Below are 23,278 nucleotides of genomic sequence, written 5' to 3' on the forward strand. Positions count from 1 at the left end.
GGCCGGGCCGGCTTCGGGTGGGCGGCCCGGCCCGGCTCAGCGGTGCGCCGCCACCAGCGGGTCGCTGACCACGAGCCCGTCGCGCAGCCACCGGGCCACGTCGGCGTGCCCCACCCCGGACCGGCGGCCCAGCTCACCGACCGTGGTCCCGGCCGACAGCTCCGGGACGCACCGGACGAACCCCTCGTCGTCGCGGTGGTAGCCGGTGTAGTCGTGGTAGTAGCCGGCGCGCAGCGGCGCCGCCCACGGCGGCACGGCGAGCCGCGTCTCGTCGGTGATCGGCCCCGCCAGCGGACCCAACGGCCGCTCCGGTCCGCGCTCGCACTCCAGCAGCGCCCGCTCGTAGCCGCGCAGCATCTGCGCCAGGCCGAACCGGTCGCGCAGCAGCGCCCGCAGCTCCGGCCCGGTCCGCTCGCCCTTGCCGATGATCTCCGCCAGGTGGTCGGCGACCGCCTCGGTGTCCTTCGGGTCCACCTTGCGGGTCAACTCCTCGGGCACGGTGGTGCGCTGCGCCGCCACCCGGGCCAGCACGGCTGGCGTGCCGGAGAGCATCGACTCCACGTGCACGTTGCCGAACGCCTCGGGGAAGGTGCCGACGCAGAGGGTCGCCGCCCCCACCGCGTAGTACGCCGCCATGTCCGCCATCGGCACCCACGGGTGCAGGTGCAGCTTGTCCGCCACGCCGAGCCCGTCGGCGTACTGCTGGGCCTCCGGGTACAGCGTCTGCTGGATCTGGGTGGAGTTCTCCACCAGGTGGGTGTCCTGCCAGATCGGCACCAGCAGGCGCACCCGGGCGTACGTGTCGGCCGGCAGCCGGCTCTTGAGCTGCTGCACCGCCAGCAGCGCGTCGTACAGGCCCTTGTCCGGGTCGGGGCGGTGCGGGTAGAGGATCGCGACGGCGTCCTCCGGCAGCCCGAGACGGGCCCGCATCCCGGCCGGGTCGGTCGGGGCGAACCGCTCGGCGAACCCGTTGTTGACCACGAAGAGCGAGTCGTCGTCGAGGGGCCGGAAGCGCCGGAACAGCTCGTGCAGGCAGGCGCCGAGGTAGTCGGAGACGGCGATCAGCCGGTCCCGGGTGAACTCCAGCGCCCCGGACATGCTGTCGCCGTAGACCAGGTCGTGGACGGCGGCCACGGTCGGCCGCTGCGCCCCGGCGAACTTGAAGTGCAACTGGCTGTCGTGCACGTAGAAGACGTCGTGGTCCTCGGCCGCCCGGCGCAGCGTGTCGATGATGTCGGCGAGGTGGTACGGGCTGGTCCAGTACGGCTCGGGGTAGGTCTCCTTGAACCGCAGCACGGGCCGGACCCGGACGCCGGGGAAGAGCTCGAACTCGTCGGGATTGTCCCGACGCCAGGTGCAGTGCACCGTCACCTGGACCCCGAGCGAGCTGAAGTGCCGCAGCATCTCGGTGAGGATGGCCTGCGCGCCGCCGTGCGCCGAACCGGCGAAGAGCGGGGCCACCTGGAACACGGAGAGTCGCAACCCCTGGTACGGGCTGGTTCGGGACACGGAACCTCCTGACGGGGCGATCACTGGGCGGGCAGGTGGACGCGGACGTCCCGGCCGATGCGGTGGGCCTCCGCCCGGAGGTCGTCCCCCCAGCGGTCGTGCAGGCCGGTCAGCCGGGACGACACCACCACCAGGTCGAACGAGGCGTCGTCGTACGGGGTGCGCAGGCCGATGGCGAGCCGGGCCGGCGCGGCGGGCCGGTCCGCGGCGGCCTGCCGGAGCAGTTCCTCGTCGAAGTCGACCAGGGTGCCGGTCGCCGGCCAGGAGGGCGGCAGGGCGCCGCCGCAGCCGATGGCGGCGATCCGGCCGCCGGCCGGCAGCTCCGCGACGGCCGCCGCCAACTCCGCGCGGACGTCGAGGTCCCGGGCCTGCTTGGCCCAGTCGGAGAGGGTACGCAGCTCCTGCTCCAGCGGCACCAGGATGCCCCGCGAGTAGATGGCCCAGTACAGCTCCACCGGCGGCTCGCCGTGCTTGTCGAGGAAGCGCCGGGCGTTGCGGCGGCTGCTGGCCAGGTTGGCCTCGGTGTCCCGGTCGTGCGGGGTCTCGATGGCCCAGGCGTCCCGGGAGACCGCGAAGGCCACCCCGTGCCCGGCCGTCCGGTAGCCGAACTCCAGGTCCTCGACGCCCCAGCTCCGGAAGCCCTCGTCGAAGCCGCCGACGGCGCGGAAGTCCTCGGCCCGCACCGAGAGGTTGACCGTCCACGACAGCATCCACGGGGCGACCAGCCGGGACAGGTCGAAGTCCACCGCCGCGAACTCCGGGTGCCGCATGTCCTGGAAGGACCGGGTGTCGGCGAGGCGGGCGACCACCTCGGCCGGGGGCAGCTCGGCCAGCAGCTCGGCCAGCCCGGGGCAGGGATCGTACGGGTTGTAGCCGTAGGTGTAGCCGATCACCGCCCGGCCCGGCCCGCCCGTGCCCAGGGTGCCCTGGTGGGCGGCCCGGTGCGCGGCCACGAAGTCCGGCCCGACCAGGACACCGGTGTCGAGGAAGACCAGCACCGGGGCCGAGGCGAGCCGGGCGCCGGCGTTGCGGGCCTCGGCCACCCGGAACCCCTCGTCCGGCTGGAAGTGGTAACGCAGCGCCAACCGGTCGGCGAAGGCGTCGACCACGGCCCGGGTGTCGTCGGCCGAGCCGTCGTCGGAGACCACGACCTCGAAGGCGGGCCCGGCGGGACGTTGGGCGGCCAGCGCGGCCAGGGTGCGGTGCAGCAGCGCCGCCCGGTTGTAGGTCGGCACGACGACCGAGACCTCCGGACAGCCCGGTGTCGCCGAACGCGGCGTCGTCATCTTCTGTCCCCGTGGTGTGTGGCGGGCCCCGTTGTGTGTGGCGGGTCGGCACTTCTGACGTGCGGAATCGACAGGTGGCGTCGCGGGCGGCCACGTGACCCGGCGACGGCTCCGGGGAGTGTACCGCGCCGCCGACCGTCGCCGATGTCCCGACAATGTGACCGACGCCGTCGTCCCTGGTCGTCGCTGCCTTTTCGTGCGGCGGGGGGCCGCTTATCCTGATCATTTTCTGGGTGGATGTTGATCAATTTGTCGCGTCCGGATTTCCGGTGCCGGCGGTTGCAATTTCCGGGTACAGTTCGCCGCGAACGTGCTCCCACGCCGGCCCGACCGGCGTTCACGGGGGAAGGAGCCTGTTCCATGTCCACGTCCGAGCATCGGGCCCGACACGCCGATCCGACGTCCGCCCGACCCGTCGACCGACGCAGCCTGCTGCGGTACGCCTCGCTGGGCGGTCTGGCCGCGCTCACCGCCCCGCTGGTGGCGGGCTGCGGCGACCCGCCGGCCACCACCGGGACCGGCCCCGACACCATCACGTACCGGCTGTCGTGGGTCAAGAACGTGCAGTTCGCCGCCGCCTACATCGCCCTTGAGCAGGGCTTCTACGCCGACGAGGGGATCGCCGGGGTGAACCTGGTCGCGGGCGGCCCGGCGGCCACCCCGGTCGACGCCGACGTGGCCACCGGCAAGGCGCTGGTCGGTGTCAGCGCCCCCGACATCACCGGGGCCGCGATCGGCCGGGGCGCCGACCTCACCATCGTCGCCGCCGAGTTCCAGAAGAGTCCGTTCGCCGTCGTCTCCCTCGCGGACACACCGATCCGCACCCCGCAGGAGATGTACGGGCGCTCGATCGGGGTGCAGGCCGCCAACGAGACGACGTGGAACGCATTCCTGCGCGCCGCGAATCTCGACGGCACCAGGATTCGTACGGTCCCGGTGCAGTTCGATCCGTTGCCGCTGACCCAGGGCGAGGTCGACGGCTGGTTCTCCTTCATCACCGACGAACCGAATCGACTCCGCGTCAAGGGATTCGAGGTGACGACGTTCCTCTTCGCCGATCACGGATATCCCCTCGTCGCGCAGACCTACTGCGTACGCCGGGACACCATCGAAAAGCAGCGGGATCTGGTGAAGTCCTTCCTGCGGGCGCAGATCCGGGGCTGGCGGGCGAATGTCGCCGATCCGACCCTCGGCGCCCGGCTGGCCGTCGAGAAGTACGGCCGCGACCTCGGCCTGGACCTGCGCGAGCAGACGCTGGCCGCGCAGAGCGGCAACGACCTGCTGGTCACCCCGGACACCGAGCGCCACGGCCTGCTGACCATGACGCCGGAGCTGGTCGACCGCAACATCGCCACGCTGCGTGCGGCCGGTCTGCCGGTCTCCGCCGACCAGCTCTTCGACCTCTCCCTGATCGAGGAGGTCCACCAGGAGGATCCCACGCTGCGCTGAGGCGCGAACACGTTGGACGGGGGGACCACCGTGAGTAGCACCGCCACCGGGCCCGGCGCCGACCGGGCGTACGTCACCGCCACACCCGCCGTGCCCGCCTCACGGCCCGACACCAACACCACCGCGAGCGCCGGCACCAGCGCCACCGCCGACGCCGGCAGCACTGCCGGCACCAGCGCCACCGCCGACGCCGGCAGCACTGCCGGCACCACCGGCACCGCCGACGACGGCAGCACCGCCGCCGGGAGCGGCCTGCTCCTGCGCGACGTGCGCCGGGAGTTCCGGATCGGACGGCGGCGCGTCCTCGCGCTGGACGGGGTCGACCTCACCGTCGAGGCGGGGCAGTTCGTCTCCCTGATCGGCCCCTCGGGCTGCGGCAAGTCGACGATCCTGCGCATTCTGGCCGGTCTCGACCAGCCCAGCTCCGGCACGGTACGGGTGCGCGGCGAGGCACCGGAGCTGGTCCGGCGTCGGCACCAGCTCGGCGTGGCCTTCCAGGACAGCGCCCTGCTGCCGTGGCGCTCGGTGGCCGGCAACATCCGGCTGCCGTTGCAGATCAGCGGCCGGCGGGACACCTCGGCCACGGTCCGCGAGCTGATCGAGCTGGTCGGGCTCACCGGCTTCGAGCGGGCCCTGCCCCGGCAGCTCTCCGGCGGGATGCGGCAACGGGTGGCGATCGCCCGCGCCCTCGCCGTCCAGCCCCGGGTGCTGCTGCTGGACGAGCCCTTCGGCGCCCTGGACGACGTCTCGCGGCAGCGGCTCAACATCGAGCTGCAACGGATCTGGCAGCAACGGGCCGCCACCACCCTGCTGGTCACCCACAGCCTCGCCGAGGCGGTGCTGCTCAGCGACGTGGTGGCGGTGATGTCGCCGCGACCGGGGCGGATCCGGCACACCGTACCCATCGAACTGCCCCGGCCCCGCACGGCCGCGACGCTGCGGACCCCGGAGTTCCACGCCTACCACGACGCGCTCTCCGCCCTCCTGTTCGACCAGGAGGACGGGTGAGCGTCCGACCAGGAGGACCGGTGAGCCCTCGACCAGGGGGACCGGTGAGCCTCCGGCCGCCACCGCAGCGGGCCCGGCCCGAGCGGCCGGGCGGTCGGGCCGGCCGCTGGTGGGGCACCGGGCTGGCGGGCGGGGTGGGCCTGCTGCTGCTCTGGTCGGTGCTGGCCACGACGGTCCTCTCCACCGCCGACGGGGTGCCCACCCCGTGGGCGGTGCTGGGTCGACTGCTCCGCGACGGCTGGTCGTTCTACGCGCCGCACGTGCGCCAGACCGGCGGCGCGGCGCTGCGCGGCTACCTCGTCGGGAACGCGGTGGCGCTCGGCGCCGCCCTGCTGGTGCTGCTGGTCCCCGCCCTGGAACGGCTGGTCACCCAGGTCGCCCTGGCCTCGTACTGCCTGCCGCTGGTCGCGGTGGGTCCACTGCTGTCCACCCTGCTCGACGGGGACACCCCGATCGTGGTGCTGGCCGCCCTCGCGGTCGTCTTCACCACCCTGATCGGGGCCCTGCTCGGGCTCCGCTCGGCCGACCGCACCGCCCTCGACGTGGTGTACGCCAGCGGCGGTGGACGCTGGGCGGCACTGTGGCGGGTGCGGGTGGTGGCCGCCCTGCCGAGCACCCTCGCCGGGTTGCGGATCGCCGCGCCCGGCGCGCTGCTCGGCGCGGTGATTGGCGAGTACCTGGGCCGGGTCGACCAGGGGCTCGGGGTCGCCCTCACGATCAGCGCCCAGCAGCTTGAGGTCGCCCGGACCTGGGGGATCGCCCTGGTCTGCGGGGCCCTGGCCGGTGCCGGGTACGCGGCGACGGCGCTGCTGTCCCGGCTGGCCCTGCCCTGGGCCCGGGACGTGGACGGCGGGCCGGGATGACTGGCCGCCGCCCGCTCCGGCCGCTGCTCGGCGGTCTCGTGGTGCTGGGCACGGTGGTCGGGCTGTGGCAGGTGCTCCTGTCCGTCTTCGCCGTCGACCCCTTCCTCGCCCGGACCCCGGCCGACGTCTGGCGGTACCTGACGACCGCGCCGGACGCGGCGGCCCACCGGGAGCGGCTGGCCGCCGGGCTCGGGCACACCCTCGCCGACGCCGCGCTGGGCTTCGGCTGCGGGCTGACCTCGGCGGTCGGCGTGGCGCTGCTGTTCGTGCTGGTCCGCCCGGTCCGGCAGGCCCTGCTGCCGATCGCGGTGCTGCTGCGCTCGGTTCCGCTGGTCGCGATGACCCCGCTGCTGACCCTGGTGTTCGGGCGCGGCCTGCTCGCCACGGCGGTGATCGCCGGGCTGGTGGTCTTCTTCCCCGCCCTGGTCACCATCACCCACGGGCTGCGTACGGCCGCCCGGCACACGGTGGAGCTGTGCCGGGCGTACGGGGCGGGCGGCTGGACGATCGCGCGGGCGGTGCTGCTCCCGGCGGCCGTACCGGCGATCTTCGCCAGCGCCCGGATCGGGGTGCCGGCCGCCCTGATCGGCGCGACCCTCGCCGAGTGGCTGGCCACCGGCCGGGGTCTGGGCTACGAGATGCTCCAGGACGCGACGACGTTCGACTACGACCACCTGTGGGCGGCCGTGGCGGCCCTCACCCTGGTCTCGGTTCTGGTATACAACGGCTTCGCGCTCGTGGAGAGCATGGTGACGCCCCGGTTCACCGACGGGTGACCGGTTGCCACGAGGAGGACGCATGACCGACGCCCCACCCGTACCCGACGCCGCCCGGGACCTGGCCGCCCTCCCCAAGGGGCACCTGCACCTGCACCTGGAGGGGGCGATGCGGCCGGAGACACTGGCCGAGCTGGCGCAGCGGCACGGGAGGGAGGTCCCGCCGACCCGGGGCTACGGATCGTTCCTCGCCTTCGTGGACCTGTACGTCGCGGCCTGCGCGGTGCTGCGGACCACCGAGGACCTCCAGCGGCTCACCCGGGAGGTGGTGCAGGACGCCGCCCGCGACGGCGCGGTGTGGGTGGAGCCGTCGATCTACCCCGTGCACCACGTCGGCACGATCGGGCCGGTCGAGGAGGTCACCGCCGCCGTGGTCACGGCCGGTCAGGAGGCCGCCCGCGAGTACGGCATCGGTTTCGGGCTGATGCTGGCGGCGAACCGGACGGCCGACCCGGCCGAGGCGGAACGGATCGCCCGGGTCGCCGCCGGGTGGGCCGGTCGGGGCGTGGTGTCGTTCGGCCTGGCCGACAACGAGGACGGGTACCCGCCCGAGCCGTTCGTCGAGGCGTTCCGGATCGCCCGGGACGCCGGCCTGCTCGCCGCCCCGCACGCGGGCGAACTCGCCGGCCCGGAGAGCGTCGCGGCGGCGCTCACCCTGCTCGGCGCCGACCGCGTCCAGCACGGGGTCCGCGCGGTGGAGGACCCGGAGCTGGTGCGCCGCCTCGCCGACGCGGGGACCTGCCTGGACGTCTGCCCGACCAGCAACCTGCTGCTGTCGGTGGTGCCCTCGCTCGCCGAACACCCGCTGCCCCGCCTGCTGGCCGCCGGGGTGCGGTGCAGCGTGAACGCCGACGACCCGCTGCTCTTCGGCCCCGGCCTGCTCGCCGAGTACGAGCTGTGCCGCGACGAGCTGGGGCTCGACGACCGCGCGCTCGCCGCCGTCGCCCGCAGCTCGATCGAGAGCAGCGGGGCGGATCCGGCGACCAGGCGCTCGGCGCTGGCCGACATCGACGCCTGGGAACGGCAGCCGGCGACCCGGACCGCCGGCCCCACCGGTGCTGCGGCCGGCGGCCCCACCGCCGGCCCGGTCCCGGCCGGGGACCGGCGGTCGCAGCCGTGACCGATCCCCGCCGCTGGCGCCGGTACGCCCGGCGACTCGCCGTCGGTGGGCTCGTCGTGCTGCTGCTGGCCAGCATCCCCTGGCTCTGGACGGAGATCGCCGCCCACGGCCACGAGTACGACCCGGCCGACGCGCCGACCGCGGACGTGGTCGTCGTCCTCGGTACCGAGGTGGCGCCGGACGGGCAGCCCTCGGCGCGGCTCGCCGGTCGGCTGCGGACCGCCGCCGAGCTGGTGCACGCCGGTCGGGCCCGGGTGGTCCTCGTCTCCGGCGACGGCGGGGGCCTCTCCGGGGACGAGCCGGCGGCGATGACCGCGTACCTGACCGGGGAGCTGGGGGTCGACCCCCGGCGGGTGGTGGCCGACCCGGCCGGCCTGGACACGTACGACACCTGCGTGCGGGCGCGGGACGTGTACGGCGTCGGCCGGGCGTTGATCGTCACGCAGGGGTACCACCTCTCCCGGGCGGTGGCCCTCTGCCGGCACGTCGGGCTGGACGTCGACGGGGTGACCGCCGACTGCCCCGGCTGCTCCACCGGGCTGCTCGCCGAGAAGACGGCCCGGGACTACCTGGCCAGCGGCAAGGCGGCCTGGGACGCGGTACGCCGCCGGCCACCGGCGGTCCGCTCACCGCAGAGCCCGCACCTGCGCGACGCCCTCCGGGCGGGGTGACCGTCCGGCCCGGACACCTCGCCCCCACCCGGCCCCGGACGGAGACCGTCCGTCCGGGGCCGGGCCGCGGGCGGGGGGCGACCCGACACCGCTGGAGGTGAAGCGTGTGACGCGCGGCCCGGCCCGGCGGTCGCGCTGCCGGGACCATTATGGCGTGGGGCGCGGGCGGGTCGGCTCCAGACGGTAGTGCAGGCGGAGCGCCTGCGCCCGGTAGAGCCGTAACTCGTGGTCGGTACGGAGCACGCCCCGCCGGTCCCGGTAGACGTGGAAGCGCTCGTGGATCGGCACCCGCGCGGCGTACGCCCGGCGGCCGTGCCGGACCACGACGTACGCGCCGTCCTCGCCGAAGGCCCCCGCGCCGGAGGTCAGCACCAACGAGCCGTCGGCCCGTACGGCGGGGCGGAGGAAGACCTGCACGTTGCCGGCCTCCAGCGGGAACGCCACGTGCACCGAGGGCTGCGCCGAGCCGGGCAGCAGGCGGTGGGAGTAGCAGCCGCTGTAGACGTACTCGCCGGTGGCGGAGAGCGTCCGTAGCCACCCGGCGGCGTGCTGCGCCCCGTCGGCGTCGAGCAGGTGCACGACCCGCGAGTCCATGCCGTGCGCGACGTCGAGCGGACGGGTGGGCAGGGCGAGCTGCTGGACCCGCCGACCGAAGAGCCGGCTCACCAGCTCACCACCCGGCTGGAACAGGGCCGACCACTGCGCCCACACCTCCATCCGCCAGCCCGCGGTGTGCTCGTAGAAGTCCCGGACCGCCGGGTCCAGGTCGGCGGCGCGGAACTCCGCACCGTCGAGCACCGACATCGACGACAGCAGCCCGCCGTCCGTGACGTCCTCGCGCACGGTACCGCCGACCCGCTCGGCCTCGGCCGCGAGCCAGGAGCCGCCGACCGGTCCCGGGCCGCACATCGGCGCGTCCAGCCACCGGTGTTCGCCGTCGAGGTCCACCGGGCGGCCGACCAGCCGCCACCAGGCCCGGGTGGCCGGGTCGAGAGCCCTGCTCAGTCGCCTGCCGGTCACCGCGACAGCCTCCCCACCGGTCCCGACGCCGGTGCCCGTGATCCGGCCACGCGTCCCGTGTCCGACACACCATAGAACCCGCTGCGTCGCTGCCGGAGCGGTGTGCACGATCCGACGCCGCCACCGGCGTGTCGCGTCGGAGAACCGCCACCGCGCTCAGCAGGCTGCCACGGGTGAGCCGGCCGGCCCCGGGCCCCATCCGGGGCCGGCCCGGTCTCAGACCAGGGACTGTTCCGCGGCCAGGGTGGCGTAGAGCGAGTCGGTGCGGACCAGGTCGGGGTGGGAGCCGACCGAACGGGCCGAGCCGTTCTCCAGCACCACGATCTGCGCCGCGCCGAGCACCGTGGAGAGCCGGTGCGCGACCATCAGCACCGTGGTCCGGCGGGAGACCTCCTGGATCACCTCGCGCAGCGCCGCCTCGTTGGCCGCGTCCAGTTGCGAGGTCGCCTCGTCGAGCAGCAGCAGCCGGGGCCGGCGCAGCAGCGCCCGGGCCACCGCGATGCGCTGCCGTTCCCCACCGGAGACGGAGCTGCCCCGGTGCGCGATCGGGGCGTCCAGGTCGCCGCCGAGGCGCTCCAGCAGCGGGCCGAGCCGGGTGGTGCGCAGCACCGCGTGGATCTCCTCGTCGGTGGCGCCGGGCGTCGCGTACGCCACGTTCTCCCGCAGCGTCCCGGCGAGCACGGCGACGTCCTGCTCGACGTAGCCGATTGAGGCCCGCAGCTCGGCCAGCGGCCAGTCGGCCAGCGGTCGCCCATCGAACAGGATCCGGCCGTGCTCCGGCTCGTAAAAGCGTTCGATCAGGGCGAGCACCGTGGTCTTGCCGGAGCCCGACGGGCCGACGAGGGCGGTCAGCCCGCCCGCCGGCACGGTCAGGCTGAGGTCGTGCAGGGCCGGCTCGGCGCGGCCCGGGTAGCCGAAGCCGACCTGCTCGAAGACCACCGCCGCCGGTTCCGCCCGCCCTGCCGCCGGCTCCGCCCGAGCCGCCCCGGCGTCCGCGCCGGGGCGAGCCGCCCCGCCGCCCGGCCCGGCGACCCCCGACGTCGGGATCCCGGCCGACGTCGGGGGTCCGGCAGGCCTCGCGGTCCCGCCCGGCGGGGGCAGGTCGATCGGCTCGACGGGGAGCGCGTCGATCTCGCCGATCCGGGTCAGCGCGGCCCGGCCGATCTGGAGGTACGTGCCGGCGCCGACGAGTTGCAGCACCGGGTGGGTCAGGTACGCCACGTAGAGCAGGAACGCCACCAGCGCCGAGACCGGCATCGCGCCGCTGGCCACCCGCGCGCCACCGACGCCGAGCACCACCAGGAACGCGACCTGGATGGCGAGTCCGGCGCTGGTGCCGGCGATCGAGCCCCACCGGGCCAGGCTCACCCCCTGCCGGTACGCGGTCAGCGCCGCCGCGTCGATCCGGGCCGCCTCCGTGGCCTCGGTACCGGACGCCTTCATGGTGGTGAAGGCGCCCAGTGCGCGCTCCAGGGTGGCCCCCATCTCGCCCACCGACTCCTGCGAGCGCAGCGCCGCCTCCCGGATCCGGGGCATCAGCACCCCCATGATCACCAGCAGCAGCGCCACCACGATCACGGTCACCCCGAGCAGCGCCAGGTCGACCACCGCCATCAGCACCACCGCGCCGAGCAGCATCACCCCGCCGGTGAACAGGTCGATCAGGGCCTGGCTGGCGATCTGGCGCAGCAGCATGGTGTCCCCGGCGACCCGGGCCAGCAGGTCGCCGGGGGCCTGCCGCTGCATCGCCGGCACGGTGAGCCGCAGCAGGTGCCGGACCAGACCCCGCCGGCCGTCCAGGGCGACCGCCTCGGCGGTGCGCAGGATCAGGTAGTTGCCGACGCCGAGCAGCACGGCGGCGGCCAGCACCAGCCCGGTCAGCGCGACCAGCGCCCGGCCCACCCCCTGCCCGGCGGAGAGCCCGTCGATGAGCGCCTTGGCGGCCAGTGGCTGCGCCAGGCCGAGCAGGCTGGAGAGGAGCAGCAGCATCCCGGCGGCCAGGAACGGACCCCGGTGCGGCCGGACGTACCCGGTGAGCATGCCCAGCCAGTGCCGCTGCCCGCCGGTCGCCGGGCTCACCGCTCGTCCCCGGCGCGGTACACGCTGACGTACATCGGTTCCGCGCCGGTGAACTCGGTGCCGGCCCAGTCGGCGTGCCGGGCGACCGGTGTCAGCCCGGCCCGCTCGGCGTACCCGTCGACCTCCTCGGGGGTGGTGAGCCGGCTCAACTCGGTGGCGATCCGGGACCGGCCCTCCTCGATCCAGATGTGCGCCAGGTGCCACACCCGGTGCGTCACGTCGATGGTCGAGTAGGAGAGCAGCCCGGTGTCCCGCCCCGGGTAGGGGACGAAGAAGGAGTCCCGGGCCCGGCCCTGGTTGAGCACCGTGAGCGCGAACTCCGGGTTGTGGGTCTCCACCACCAGGGTCCCGCCGGGGGCCAGCCGGTCCGCGGCGACCTGCACGGCCCGCTGCTGCTCCGCCGGGTCGAGCAGCATGGAGAGCGTGCCGCAGACGCAGTAGACCAGCCCGTACCGGCGGTCGTCGGCCCAGTCGCGGATGTCGCCGTGCACCGGGGTGACCGGGCGGGGCCGGTCGGCCAGCGCGGCGCGGAGCACGTCGAGCATCTCCGGCGAGGAGTCCACCCCGACGATCTCCCCGACCCGCTCGGCCAGCGGCAGGGCGATCCGGCCGGTGCCCACGCCGAGTTCCAGGGTGGGCAGGCCGTCGCCGGGGTGCCGCTCGGCGAGGTACCCGACGGTCTGCTCCACCGCCGGCCCGCCGGGGAAGAGCCGGTCGTAGAAGTCGACGAACTGGCGTCCGTAGCCGCTGTCGGCGATCTCAGTCATCGGCGTTGCCCTCCAGGGGTACGAACGGGGAGACGAGCAGGTACTCGGGCTTCTGCGACTCGTCGTAGCCGGTGCTGCGGGCGATCACGAACTGGAAGCCCTTGGGCGTACGCATCGGGTGGGTCTCCCGTACGGCCGCCTCGACGATGTCCCGCAGCACCTCGTACGCCGGGGTGTCGGTGACGTCCACGCCCGGCTGTCCGAGGTGCACGATCAGGTCGGCGCAGATGTCGAAGATGGCCTTGTCCTGGCGGCGTTCCGGGAACCAGACCACCTGCCGCCAGCACCGGCGGGGGATCTCGACCGTCTCCGACCACCGGCTCTGCTCGCCGTCGGTGTGCAGGACCCGGTGCAGGATGTGGAAGTCGTGCTGCGCCGGCTCCGGGGCGAAGAACCGCCAGTTGCCGATCAGCAGCCCGGAGACGTCGAAGCGGCGGAACCGGTCGAAGACCTGCTGCGGGTGCTGGCTGAGCACGGTCACCCCGAACCAGCCGACCAGGCCGGCGGTGACCACGGTGGTCAGCGGGCGCAGGTCGGTGCCGACGCGGCGGCTCATCGCTCCTCCTCGGGGTGGCCGGCAGCGGGATCGGTGACGTCGTCGACGAAGGCGGTCAGGATCTTGACCACCTCCTCGGCCCGGTCGGCGGCGGTGAGGATCTCGTCGTGGTCGGCGTCCTCGACCACGTACCGCTCGGCGCGGGGCGCCGCCGCCGCGAACTCGTCGTGCAGGTCGGCCTGGACGGCGTCGGTCCGGGCGGTCCGCCCGGCGGTCACCACCACCAGCGGTACGTCGATGCGGGGCAGCCCGACGCTCTCGTCCTCGAAGCGGTCCCGGACCACCGACCACTCGCGGCGGGCGGCGGCCCACAGCTCCGGGTCGCGGTACTGGGCCAGGGCGAGTCGGCGCACCGGCTCGGGCATCCGGTCGACCCAGCCGGCCCGGGGCAGCAGCGAGCCGAAGCCGGCCCGCAGCGAGCCGGGCATGATGGCCAGCGTGCTGGTCAGGGCCCGGCCCCCCTCGGCCTGGCGCAGCGAGCGACGCAGCTCGGCGGGGTGACTGGAGTCGACCAGGGCCACCCCCCGGACCCGGGGGCCGAGCCGCTCGGCGGCGAGCAGCGCCAGGTACCCGCCGAGGGAGTGGCCGACCAGCACCACCGGGCGGTCCCCGCTGACGTGCCGGGCCAGGTCCACCAGGTCGTCCACCATGGTCTCGAAGCGGAACCCCCGGCCGCCCGTGTAGCGGCTGGCACCGTAGCCGGCCCGCTGGTAGGTCACCGTGGTGAACCGCTCGCCCAGCGGGGCGGCGATCCGCTCCCAGTGCTCGGCGGTGGCGGCCAGCCCGCTCTCCAGCAGCACCACCGGTCCGGTCCGGTCGTCGCCGCCGCCGGCGTACCGGTAGGAGAGCACGTTGCCGGCGGTGGTGGTGAGGGTCCGCTCGTCGCCGCGTCCCCGCTCGATGAGCCGCCGACGGCGGATCCGGGCGGCCTGGCCGGCGGCGAAGAGGGCCAGCCCGGCGGCGGCGACCGCGGCGGGCAGCGTGTCGTCGCGGCGGACCCCATCACGGCCGGCGGTCCGCGCGCGGGGCCGGGTGGTGTAGACGACCGCCGGGTACGTCGAGGTGAACGCCCAGAAGAACCGCCCCAGCCCCATCACCCGGGCATTGACCAGGTGGAACGCCCCGGCGGCGGCGAGCAGGTACGGCGCCGGCCGGCCCCTGGCCGCGTACGCCAGCGGGAACGCGCACTCCATCGCCAGCACGCCGTGCGCGGTGAGCCTGGTCAGCCGGGGGTACCGCTGCATCAGCCGCCACACCTGCGGGTCGCCGTAGGTGAGGGTCCGGGTGATCCCGGGCAGGGCCCGCCCGCTGCGCCAGGTGTCGCTGGGCAGCTTCGCCCAGCCGGAGACGGTGTACGACAGCACCGACTGGAGGGCGACGAACCAGAGGCAGGCGTCCACCACGGCGGGGCGGCGCTGACCGATCCGGCCCAGCGTGGTGAGCGCCTGGACGAGGAAGGAGACCTGGTCGGCCCCGTCGCTGCCGTACAGGTGCTGGGCGTGCAGGGCGGCCTGGCTGCCGGTGAGCACGGCGTTGGCGGCGACCCGCTGCCGGGGGCTCAGCGGCAGCCAGAGCGCGGCGGCCGAGACGGCCCGGCTGACGTGCAGCGCGGTGGCGACCCGGTCGTCGGCGACCAGGTCGAGGGCGCGGGTGATCCGGGGGACCTGGGCGTGGAAGGTGCGCCGGTTCACCGCCCAGTTGTTCGCCCCGCCCCGCTGCCGGTCGCGGCGCCGGGTCAGGTACTCCAGGCTGGCGAAGAGGTGGGTCACCGAGCTGATCCGCTCGGTCCAGGTCAGCACGGCGGAACGGTCGTACGTGGCGGGCGGCCGGAGCCGGTCGCGCCAGGCTGGTCTCGTCATGGTCGGCGCTTCCTGACGGTCGGGGGCCGGTGCGGCGGGACGGGTGGTGGGGCTGTCGGAGGAGCCGGTGTGCCGCCGGGACGGCACACCGGACCCGTACCGTGGTGGCTGGCCGCCCGGGTGGGCGGGGCCGGATGGTCAGTTCTGGACTGGCGGGCGGGTGCCACCGAGGTTGCGGCCGGCGACGTAGCCGGCGCCGAAGAGCGCCGCCACCGAGCCGACCAGGCCGACACCGGCGGCGACGCTGACGATGGTGGCCGGGGTGGCGAGCACGGGCATGCCGCCGACCTGGCTGCACGCCTCGCCGCTGTCGATCGGGATCGCGGCGAGGTCGGGGTCGGTGTTCACCCGGGTCGCGAGGACGGACACGGGATCACCTCCTGGTTGAGGGCGCGTTGCCGCGCGGGGACTGGGTTGCCCTTACTGCGGCCGGGGGCGGGTGCCCTCGGCCATGTTGCGGGCGATGCCGACCATGTAGCCGGCGTGGAACGCGACGGCGCCGACGGCGACGCCCAGCGCCACGGCGGTCGGGGTGGCGAGCACCGGGGTCAGGCCGGCCAGCCCCTCGGCGGTGCGGTCCTCGGTCAGCTCACCGAACATCTCGGCCGAGATCTCGTTGGTGTGCGCGACGAGTGCGGTCATCTGAATTCACCTCCTGGTAACCAGTTAGCTGGTGTGAAGCAAGGCAACTAGCTTCATTCATCTCAGCTAAATTCCGAATCGCTAGGATGTCCGAGGTGGCTCCCGCCGTCAACCACGTCGACCGGGAGACCGCCGGTCGACGAGGGGAGGGGTCGCGTGCACCGGTCACCCGGGGGCACCCTCGCCGAGAAGATCAACAGACTCTTCGAGGTCGTCCGGCGGCCCGACCGCGAGCAGTACCGCAACGACGAGGTCGCCGCCGCCTGCCGCGAGGCGACCGGGGAGAGCTTCTCCGCCACCTACCTGTGGCAGTTGCGCAACGGTCGCCGGGACAACCCGACCAAGCGGCACCTGGAGGCGCTGGCCCAGTTCTTCCAGGTCCCGACCGCGTACTTCTTCGACGACGAGCAGAGCGCCCGGATCGCCGGTGAGCTGGAACTGCTCGGCGCGCTGCGGGACAGCGCGGTCCGGCAGATCGCGCTCCGGGCGGTCACCCTCTCGCCGGAAGGGCTGGACACCATCAGCGACATGATCGAAGCTATCGGGCGGCGGGAGGCGAGCCGGAACACCACGTCCGGTGTGGACCGCCCCGATCGCGGCGAACGGCAGGGCAAGAGCGGGGCGTGATGGCGGTCGACCGGAGCATGTGGCGCCGGTGCCGGCGGATCGTCGACGGGCTGACGATTCCGACACCCTTCGAGCCGGCCCGCTTCGTCGCGGCCCTCGCCCGGCAGCGGGGCCGGCCGGTCGAACTGGTGCCGATGCCCGGCGGCGCCGCCCAGTGCGGCGCCCTGATCGCCACCGACCAGGCCGACTACCTCTTCTACGCCACCAGCACCACCCGGCTGCACCGCGAGCACATCCTGCTGCACGAGGTCGGTCACCTGCTCTGCGGCCACATCGGCGACCGCACCCTGGCCGCCCTGCCCGACCTCCTGCTGCCGAATCTCTCCGCCGACCTGGTGCGTCGGGTGCTCGGTCGCTCCGACTACTCCGCCCAGCAGGAGCAGGAGGCCGAACTGGTCGCCTCGATGATCTCCCAGCGCGCCCGGCGCGACCCGTCCGGGCGGGCCGGGCCGGTCACCCCCGAGGTCGCCGACGGCCTGGCCCGCCTCGGCTCGATCTTCGACTCGGGCTGACCGTCGGCGGGCGTACCCATGCTGAACTGGCTCAACTTCTGCGCCCTGGCCCTCGCCGTGGTGGTCGCCACCTACAAGCTCCTGCGGGGACGCGGCGCCCGCCAGGCCGCCGGCACCCGGTACCTCTCCGGGTTCTTCCTCTGCATCGGTCTCGGCCTGGCGGTGATGGCGCCTCCGGTCCTGATCGCGGTCAGCCACGTCGAGCCGGTGCCGAACCTGGGCCGGCTGCTCGGCAACAGCCTGGAGATGATCTCCGCGTACCTCCTCGGCGCGCTCGGCCAGAGCATCGCCCGGCCGGCCGGCATCCGGCGCTGGCTGCGCCGCTACGGCCTCCTGCTGGCCGCCGCGGTGACCCTGATGGGGACGCTGCTCGTCGTCGCCGACACCACGTTCACGCTGAACTTCGTCAACACGTACTCCCATGAACCCCTGGTGGTCGGCTACCTCGTCACCTTCTTCTGCTACATCGCCGTCTGCCTGGTCGCCTTCATCGCCAGCGTGGGCGGCTACCTGCGACACGTGCAGGCCGGGCTGTTCCGGGTCGGGCTGTGCTTCGTCGTCGCCGGGGCCGGGCTCGGCATCATCTGGGCGGCCTGGTCCGGGGTGCGCCCGGTGCTCGTCCTGGTCACCGGTCGGTCGCTGGCCACCCCGCTGCCGGTGGGGGCCACCCTCGGCTCGATCTGCATGCTGCTCTGGCTGGTCGGGGCGACCCTGACCGGGTGGAACGACCGGCTCACCGCGCCACTGCGCTGGCTGCCCGCCTGGTGGCGGCTGCGCCGGATCGACCCGCTCTGGCAGGCGGTCCGGGCCGCGCTGCCGCAGATCGCCCTGCACACCAGCGGCGGCTGGCCGCTGGCCGACGCGGAGTTCGCGCTCTACCGGCGGGTGATCGAGATCCGGGACGCACAACTGACCCTGCGCCCGTACGCGCACCCGGACGTCCCCCGCTGGGTCGGCCCGGGGGCGGACCCGGCCACCCTGGAAGCCGCGCTGATCGCCGCCGCGCTGGTCGGCCACGCCCACGGTCGCCACTACCGCGCCGAGCACCCGTTCCAGGACGTGGCCGCCTCGGTGGCCTCGGAGAGCGCCTGGCTGGCCCGGGTGGCCCGGCAGTTCGCCCGCGCCGACGCGGTGCAGCGGGCCCGCTGGCAGGCCACCCTGGCGGCCACCGCCGACCCCGACCCCCACGCCACCGGCACCGTCGGGCCGGGGCGGGGCGGCACCTGACCCGGCCCGGTGCCGTCCCTTCCTCAGCAGGCCCACTCGGGGGCGGGGAGACCGCTGGCGGTGCGCGGGCGCGGCAGGGTGATGGTCGGGTCGAGGTCCGTGGACGGTGGGGTGTCGGCGGCACTCTCCGGTGGTGCCGGCGGCCAGCCGCTACCCGACGTGCGGCCCGGTCCCGCCCCGGCCCGGTCGACCAGACCCGGGGGTCGGACGGGGCGCGGGGCGTGCTGCCGAAGCGACCGGCGCACCAGTCGTGGCCGACCCCGTCGAGGTGGAGGGCTGTCGCTGTCGTCCCCGTCGTCGTACCGGTCCGGACCAGCGGGACGCCAGCGCCCGGTGACGTACACGGCGATGCCCGTCAGGAGCACCACGAGCGGCGACAGACCTCCGGCGAGCGACCACCGGTCCGAGGTCACGAGCAGGAGGAGCCACCCGAGGCCGATCGTGCTGTACCCGATCCCGATGCTGGCCCTGAGCAGCACCAGCCACCGTTCCTTGCGTGCGTGCACCTCCCGTACCTGCTGGAGCGACCGCTGCCGGTGGGCCCGCCGCTCGACGGCCCGGTGGTGTCGCGCGGCCGTCGACTCGTAGAGGGCGACGGCGACCCGGTCCGTCGACTGGTCGCCGGCCGGGTGCGACCCGGACCGAGGCCGCGGTGGCGTGTCGCCGTCGGCTGGGGGACAAGGGAGGTGGCCGGGTGGGGACTCCGGGGCGACCAGCGGCGACGGGTCGCCGAAGTTGGAGGCGACCAGGTGGTCGAACCGTTGCGCCGTACCACCCGGTCGGGTGGGCGCGGCGAGCATGGCCGGGACGCCCCAGGCCGCTCTGGTGTGCAGCCGGTGGGCGTACCCCGGATCGGCGCCGATCTCCCCGGCGATCCGTTGCACCTGCTCGACGGTGGGCAACTCGCGGCCGGTGATGATCAACCGGAGTTGCTCGACGGGCATCTGGACCGCACCGGCGACCTCGGCGACCTGGTGCCCGGTCTGGTCCAGGTGGGACAGCAGGTACAGCGCGAGCTGACGGTTCACCGGTGTCCGGACGACCTCCCGGACCAGCCGGTTGTCCACCAACGTCTCCACCGCGACGTGGTTCTCCGCCCCGGCGATCAGCCGACAGGTACGTTCGACCAGGGTCCGGTTGCGGGTGAGGAGCGCGGCGTTGCCGGCCGCCAACTCCTCCTGACGCGCCTTCTGGTCGTGGAGCAGCGCCTGCTGGTGGATGACGGTCTCGTGCAGTTCCCGCATGGCCTGTTCCTGGGTCTGCTGCTCGGCCAGGTGGCGGGCGGACATCGCCAGCATGTGCTCCGTCAGCTTGGCGTTCTCGACCTCCTTCTCGGCGATCTGGCTACGCAGCTCCCAGTACTGTTCCGCCTTCTCCTCGGCCTGGACGAGTTGCTGCTCGGTCAGGGCCTGTCGCCGGGCGGTCTCGGCCAGGGCCTGCCGGAGCCGTTCCGCCTGCCCCACCGTCTCCTCGTGGCGTAGCCGTAGCTGATCCGTCTCCCGTACGTGCTCGTCGAGGGTGCGTCGCATCGCCTCCAGCGCCGGGTGTCCGAGGGGGACCGGTTCCTCGATCCGGTTGACCTGCCCGTCGTAGCCGGGAGGACGCTGGACCCGCCGGGCGGCACAGTACAGGCCGGCGATGTCGGCGAGGAATGCGTCCCGCTCCTCGGCGGGCACGCATTCCTCCGCGATCAGCCGGGCGATGCTCCACTCCGGGCCGCGGGGCTTCGCCGGGCTGCCGAGTTCCTTGGACAGTCGCTGTTTGGTCAGTGGCGGCTTGGGATTGCGCTGTCCGACGTGGGCGAGGAACTGTGTCCGGCTCGGCCAGCGCGTGTCGAGAGCGTCGACGAGCTTCTGTACGAGTGCGATTCCCTCCGGGGTGACGCCGGCCGTGGCCATTGTCTCCCGGGTGCGGCGGGGGGTCACCGAGTCGCCCCCGGTCGCCGCTGGTGTCTCCTGGTGTCGCCGCTCATGTCCCTCTCCGTCAACGCCGACGTCAAGGGGCGACACCGGTCGCGGTGTCGCCCAATCTCTCGTCCCGGCTGGAAGGCGACTCGATGAACGGATAGACCAGACGTGCCTCAACCGGATAGCGCTCCACATTAGAGCCTGCGACGCAAGATCGTGAATTCCGGCGGCGCGGGGTCGACAGCCGATTTCCTCCGGCCGACTGTCGTCCGCCCATTCCGAGAAATTCTCGGAGAACAGGAACAGGGAGAAGTTTCATGCGAAGGAATCGACGCGGCAGCGGCTCGGCGTACGACGACGAGCCGAGGCATCGTCCGCTGCTCGATCTCACCGCCCTCGTCGTCCTGGCCCTCGCGGGCGGGGCCGGCTGGCTCGCGTACCGCGAGGGCGGGTGGCCGGTGGCCCTCACCGTCGGGTTCGCGGTCGCCGCCGGCCTGCACCGACTGCTGCGGGGCGGCTGACGGGTCAACGGGGCGGGTTCATCGGCGCGCCCACGTCCGGGTCGTTGGTGTGGGTCAGGTACGCGGTCTCCGGCAGCCCACCACCGGCGGGCCGGTCCGCCTCGGCGGTCGCCGGGTCGATGTCGCGCAGCACCTGGGTACCCCAGCCGGGCCCGTTCCAGGAGTTGCCCGCCTCGTCGACCCCGTCCACCAGGACCCGCTGCTCGTCGTTGCCGAGGGCCACGTTGTCCCGGACCGTCGACGGGGAGGCGAAGGCGAAACCGTGTCCGGCGTTGCGGAACGCGGTGTTCCGGGTGATCCGGTGCGCGCCACCCGTCCCGCTGTCGGTGAAGCCGTGCCCGTGGTTCTTCCAGGCGGCGCTGCGGGTCACCACGTGGGCGGCGGCGGTGTCGCCCAGGTCGAAACCGTGCCCGGAACCGGGCTCCTCGGGCGCCTCCGCCCGCCGCCCGCCGTTGCCGTACGACCAGGTGGCGTCGATGGTGACCGGGTCGGTGAAGGCGTCGACGACCACCCCGTCGTCGACGTTGCCGAAGGTCCGGCAGCCCCGCACGACGTTGCCCCGGCCGGAGCCGACGCCGAAGGTCAACCCGTCGGCCTCCCGGCGGGCCGGGTCCGCGTTGTCGAAGAAGTCGCTGTCGAGCACCTGGTTGTCGCTGGTGCCCCGGCCCCGCAGGGTGAGCCCGGTGCCCCCGTTGGCGTGGATCCGCAGGTCCCGCAGGATGGTGTGCCGGCACGACTGGCAGACGTACGCCTCCCCCGGGGCCCCGCTGACGTCCAGCCCCCGTACCGTCCAGTGGCTGGCCCGGTGGGTGATGTACGGCTGTCCCGGCGGCACCCCGCTCGCGTCGATGGTCGGTCGCTCGCCGGGGTAGTTCGTCAGGGTGATCCGCCGCGCGGCCGTACCGTTGGTGGTGATCTCCACCGGCCGGGTGGCCCGGTGCACCCCGTCGCGCAGGTAGATGGTCTGCCCCGGCCGCGCGGCGGCGACCGCCCGGTGCACGGTGGCGTACGGTTCGGCCTCCGTGCCGGCGGCGGTGTCGTCGCCGTCCGGGGCGACGAAGAGCTCCGTGGGTACCGCCGTCGGGGGCGCGCTGGCCGGTGGCGCGGACGCGGTCGTCGCCGGGCTGGGCCCGGCGGCCGGCGCGGTCACCGACGGCGAGGGCGGTTGCGCCAGCGGTTCGTCACCGTCGGAGGGCAGGAGCAGGCCGGTCGAGAGCACGGCCACCGCGCCGACGACCGGGGTGGCGACCAGGGCGGCCGGCTTGCCGACGACGTACTCCGCCAGCCGGCGGAAGACGGTGACCAGCGGGGCGGCGAGGAACGCCAGCGCCTTCCCCGCCACCGGCGCCGCGACGCCTGCGGCGAGCAGGTCGGACAGGGGCAGGGCGGGCGCGGCGAGCAGCCCGATGCTGACCACGTGGTGCTCGGTGGGCGCCTGGGCCGCGCCGAGCGCGCCGCAGGCGGGGCAGGCGCGGACGTGCCGGGCCAGCTTGCGGAACCAGTACGGGTCGGCGCTGCCGTCCCAGCCCGCCCCGGCCCGGGTGAGGCCGGGACAGCGGGCCGGCTGCCGCAACGCCTGCAACACGGTGCGGGCCAGCAGCACCTGGCCCTTCATCCGCTGGATCCGGACCCCGGCGTGCGCGACGGTGACGCCCAGCGCCTCGGCCAGCTCGGCGCGGGTCAGGGTGCCGTTCAACTCCTGCCACCACAGGGCGAGCACCTGGCGTTCGTCGGGGTTCAGCCAGCGGACGGCGGCCAGCAGGTCCTGTCGCTGCGCCTGGTGGGTGGCGTGGGCCACGACGTCGGCGGCGACGTCGGTCTCGGGGTCCGGGGTCTCGGTGTACTCCGCCAGCGGCGTCTGCTGTCGCAGGGTGACCTGCCGGACCCGCATCCGGTCCTTGATCTGCCGGATGGTGATGCTGATCAGCCAGGCCCGGAACCGTGTCGGGTCCCGCAGGTCGCCCAGCCGTTGGACGACCCGCAACATGGTCTCCTGGACCACGTCGTCCACGTCGGCGCGTTCGGGCAGGGCCCGGCCGGCGACGTTGTGCACCAGGGGCAGGTGGGTGGCGACCAGTTCCGCGAGCGCCCGCTGGTCGCCCGCCTGCGCGGCCTGTACCAGGTCGGCGTCCGTCGTCGTCTCCACGCCGTACCACCCTTCGGGATCGCGCCGAGCCTCGTCGGGGTCGACCGACGCCGGGCCCGAAAAAACTCATCGAAGTTCTGTTATGCCCCCGACGGTAATCCGTCTGTAATCCCGACGGGTAGCGCCATCCGCCCGCGACGCACCGACCACCACCATCACCACCGCGTCCCGAGGAGAGCTTCAGACATGCAGGGAAGCAGGAAAGCCAGGATCTGGCGTACCGGCCTGGTCGCGTCCACGACCGCGGCGCTGGTCGCCACCGGAGCCGTGCTGGCGGTCTCCGCCCAGGCCGCCGCCGGCTGCCGGGTCGACTACCGGGTGAGCAGCAGTTGGGGCGGGGGCTTCACCGCCGACGTGACGGTCACCAACCTGGGTGACGCGGTCAACGGCTGGCGGCTGACCTGGACGTTCACCGGCGGCCAGCAGGTGAGCCAGGCGTGGAACGCCACCATCCCGAGCGGCACCTCGGCCATCACCGCGACGAACGTGTCCTACAACGCGGCGATCCCGACCAACGGGAGCGTGACCTTCGGTTTCAACGGGTCGCAGGGCGGCAGCAACCCGAACCCCACGAACTTCGCCCTCAACGGTACGGCCTGCACCGGCTCGGTCGGCCCGACCACCGGCGCGCCCACCACCCCGCCGAACCCGACCACCGCACCGCCGACGACGCCGCCGCCGACGACCGGGCCGGGCGTGCCGTACTCGAACACGCCCGACGGGTTCGCCGGGG

At 74.2% G+C, this 23,278-nt stretch carries 22 protein-coding genes; 11 read left to right on the plus strand and 11 right to left on the minus strand.

From position 1 onward, the window contains the following. Positions 1-36: 36 nt before the first annotated feature. Together AWW66_RS14285 and AWW66_RS14290 are read right to left on the minus strand one after the other, a co-directional pair. Positions 37-1,509 carry a glycosyltransferase family 4 protein gene (locus tag AWW66_RS14285; RefSeq protein ID WP_067365530.1) on the minus strand — a complete coding sequence of 491 codons (1,473 nt, stop codon included), beginning with the start codon at positions 1,507-1,509 and terminating at the stop codon, positions 37-39. A gap of 20 nt (positions 1,510-1,529) precedes the next feature. Continuing rightward, positions 1,530-2,795 (minus strand): glycosyltransferase, encoded by a 1,266-nt coding sequence (locus AWW66_RS14290; RefSeq protein ID WP_067365533.1) that lies wholly within the window; start codon positions 2,793-2,795, stop codon positions 1,530-1,532. A 360-nt stretch (positions 2,796-3,155) separates the two neighbouring features. Between AWW66_RS14290 and AWW66_RS14295 the strand changes: the two genes are divergently transcribed. From AWW66_RS14295 to AWW66_RS14320, 6 genes are read left to right on the plus strand one after another with little or no spacing between them, the layout of a single operon-like run. Further along, entirely contained in the window at positions 3,156-4,244 is a 1,089-nt protein-coding gene (locus AWW66_RS14295; RefSeq protein ID WP_067365536.1) for an ABC transporter substrate-binding protein, read from the plus strand. A gap of 30 nt (positions 4,245-4,274) precedes the next feature. Then, on the plus strand, positions 4,275-5,252 hold the full coding sequence (locus AWW66_RS14300) for an ABC transporter ATP-binding protein (RefSeq protein ID WP_245648285.1): 978 nt from the start codon (positions 4,275-4,277) through the stop codon (positions 5,250-5,252). Between the two features lie 20 nt (positions 5,253-5,272). Further along, on the plus strand, positions 5,273-6,115 hold the full coding sequence (locus tag AWW66_RS14305; RefSeq protein WP_067365539.1) for an ABC transporter permease: 843 nt from the start codon (positions 5,273-5,275) through the stop codon (positions 6,113-6,115). Continuing rightward, the gene (locus AWW66_RS14310; protein WP_067365542.1) at positions 6,112-6,891 is read left to right on the plus strand and encodes an ABC transporter permease; all 780 of its coding nucleotides are present in this window, start codon (positions 6,112-6,114) and stop codon (positions 6,889-6,891) included. Before AWW66_RS14305 ends, AWW66_RS14310 begins: the two co-directional genes overlap by 4 nt. A 22-nt stretch (positions 6,892-6,913) precedes the next feature. Next, positions 6,914-8,011 (plus strand): adenosine deaminase, encoded by a 1,098-nt coding sequence (add, locus tag AWW66_RS14315; protein WP_067365545.1) that lies wholly within the window; start codon positions 6,914-6,916, stop codon positions 8,009-8,011. Next, positions 8,008-8,682, plus strand: coding sequence for a SanA/YdcF family protein (locus tag AWW66_RS14320; protein ID WP_067365548.1), 675 nt, complete (start codon positions 8,008-8,010; stop codon positions 8,680-8,682). Before add ends, AWW66_RS14320 begins: the two co-directional genes overlap by 4 nt. A gap of 147 nt (positions 8,683-8,829) precedes the next feature. On the opposite strand, the gene AWW66_RS14325 is transcribed toward AWW66_RS14320, so the two are convergent. The 7 genes from AWW66_RS14325 to AWW66_RS14355 form a co-directional block, all read right to left on the minus strand. Next, positions 8,830-9,702 (minus strand): hypothetical protein, encoded by an 873-nt coding sequence (locus AWW66_RS14325; RefSeq protein WP_067365551.1) that lies wholly within the window; start codon positions 9,700-9,702, stop codon positions 8,830-8,832. Between the two features lie 216 nt (positions 9,703-9,918). Then, positions 9,919-11,781 carry an ABC transporter ATP-binding protein gene (locus AWW66_RS14330; protein ID WP_067365554.1) on the minus strand — a complete coding sequence of 621 codons (1,863 nt, stop codon included), beginning with the start codon at positions 11,779-11,781 and terminating at the stop codon, positions 9,919-9,921. Further along, on the minus strand, positions 11,778-12,548 hold the full coding sequence (locus tag AWW66_RS14335; RefSeq protein WP_067365557.1) for a class I SAM-dependent methyltransferase: 771 nt from the start codon (positions 12,546-12,548) through the stop codon (positions 11,778-11,780). The genes AWW66_RS14330 and AWW66_RS14335 overlap by 4 nt, the downstream gene beginning before the upstream one ends. After that, positions 12,541-13,104 (minus strand): hypothetical protein, encoded by a 564-nt coding sequence (locus AWW66_RS14340; RefSeq protein ID WP_067365560.1) that lies wholly within the window; start codon positions 13,102-13,104, stop codon positions 12,541-12,543. Before AWW66_RS14340 ends, AWW66_RS14335 begins: the two co-directional genes overlap by 8 nt. After that, positions 13,101-14,963 carry an alpha/beta fold hydrolase gene (locus AWW66_RS14345; protein ID WP_157527454.1) on the minus strand — a complete coding sequence of 621 codons (1,863 nt, stop codon included), beginning with the start codon at positions 14,961-14,963 and terminating at the stop codon, positions 13,101-13,103. Before AWW66_RS14345 ends, AWW66_RS14340 begins: the two co-directional genes overlap by 4 nt. A gap of 138 nt (positions 14,964-15,101) precedes the next feature. Further along, complete coding sequence (locus AWW66_RS14350) at positions 15,102-15,332, minus strand: hypothetical protein (RefSeq protein ID WP_067365566.1); 231 nt, start codon at positions 15,330-15,332, stop codon at positions 15,102-15,104. Between the two features lie 51 nt (positions 15,333-15,383). After that, the gene (locus AWW66_RS14355) at positions 15,384-15,605 is read right to left on the minus strand and encodes a hypothetical protein (protein ID WP_067365569.1); all 222 of its coding nucleotides are present in this window, start codon (positions 15,603-15,605) and stop codon (positions 15,384-15,386) included. A 156-nt stretch (positions 15,606-15,761) separates the two neighbouring features. On the opposite strand from AWW66_RS14355, the gene AWW66_RS14360 reads away from it, so the two are divergent. The 3 genes from AWW66_RS14360 to AWW66_RS14370 are packed head-to-tail and all read left to right on the plus strand — an operon-like array spanning position 15,762 to position 17,971. Then, complete coding sequence (locus tag AWW66_RS14360) at positions 15,762-16,232, plus strand: XRE family transcriptional regulator (RefSeq protein WP_067365572.1); 471 nt, start codon at positions 15,762-15,764, stop codon at positions 16,230-16,232. Next, on the plus strand, positions 16,232-16,744 hold the full coding sequence (locus AWW66_RS14365; RefSeq protein WP_211271945.1) for a hypothetical protein: 513 nt from the start codon (positions 16,232-16,234) through the stop codon (positions 16,742-16,744). The genes AWW66_RS14360 and AWW66_RS14365 overlap by 1 nt, the downstream gene beginning before the upstream one ends. Positions 16,745-16,762: 18 nt before the next feature. Continuing rightward, on the plus strand, positions 16,763-17,971 hold the full coding sequence (locus AWW66_RS14370; protein ID WP_067365575.1) for an MAB_1171c family putative transporter: 1,209 nt from the start codon (positions 16,763-16,765) through the stop codon (positions 17,969-17,971). Positions 17,972-17,994: 23 nt separating this feature from the next. On the opposite strand, the gene AWW66_RS14375 is transcribed toward AWW66_RS14370, so the two are convergent. Beyond that, positions 17,995-19,869 (minus strand): coiled-coil domain-containing protein, encoded by a 1,875-nt coding sequence (locus AWW66_RS14375; RefSeq protein WP_067365578.1) that lies wholly within the window; start codon positions 19,867-19,869, stop codon positions 17,995-17,997. A gap of 326 nt (positions 19,870-20,195) precedes the next feature. Between AWW66_RS14375 and AWW66_RS14380 the strand changes: the two genes are divergently transcribed. Beyond that, entirely contained in the window at positions 20,196-20,399 is a 204-nt protein-coding gene (locus tag AWW66_RS14380) for a hypothetical protein (protein WP_067365580.1), read from the plus strand. A 4-nt stretch (positions 20,400-20,403) separates the two neighbouring features. Here the strand turns inward: AWW66_RS14380 and AWW66_RS14385 are convergent, their stop codons facing one another. Then, the gene (locus AWW66_RS14385; RefSeq protein ID WP_067365582.1) at positions 20,404-22,545 is read right to left on the minus strand and encodes a sigma-70 family RNA polymerase sigma factor; all 2,142 of its coding nucleotides are present in this window, start codon (positions 22,543-22,545) and stop codon (positions 20,404-20,406) included. 186 nt (positions 22,546-22,731) lie between these two features. Between AWW66_RS14385 and AWW66_RS14390 the strand changes: the two genes are divergently transcribed. Further along, positions 22,732-23,278: cellulose-binding domain-containing protein (locus AWW66_RS14390; protein ID WP_211271946.1), on the plus strand; the 547-nt coding region annotated here is incomplete at its 3' end.

Origin of the sequence: Micromonospora rosaria (genome assembly GCF_001567585.1) — a bacterium.
In the GTDB taxonomy this organism is placed as follows: Bacteria; Actinomycetota; Actinomycetes; order Mycobacteriales; family Micromonosporaceae; genus Micromonospora; species Micromonospora rosaria.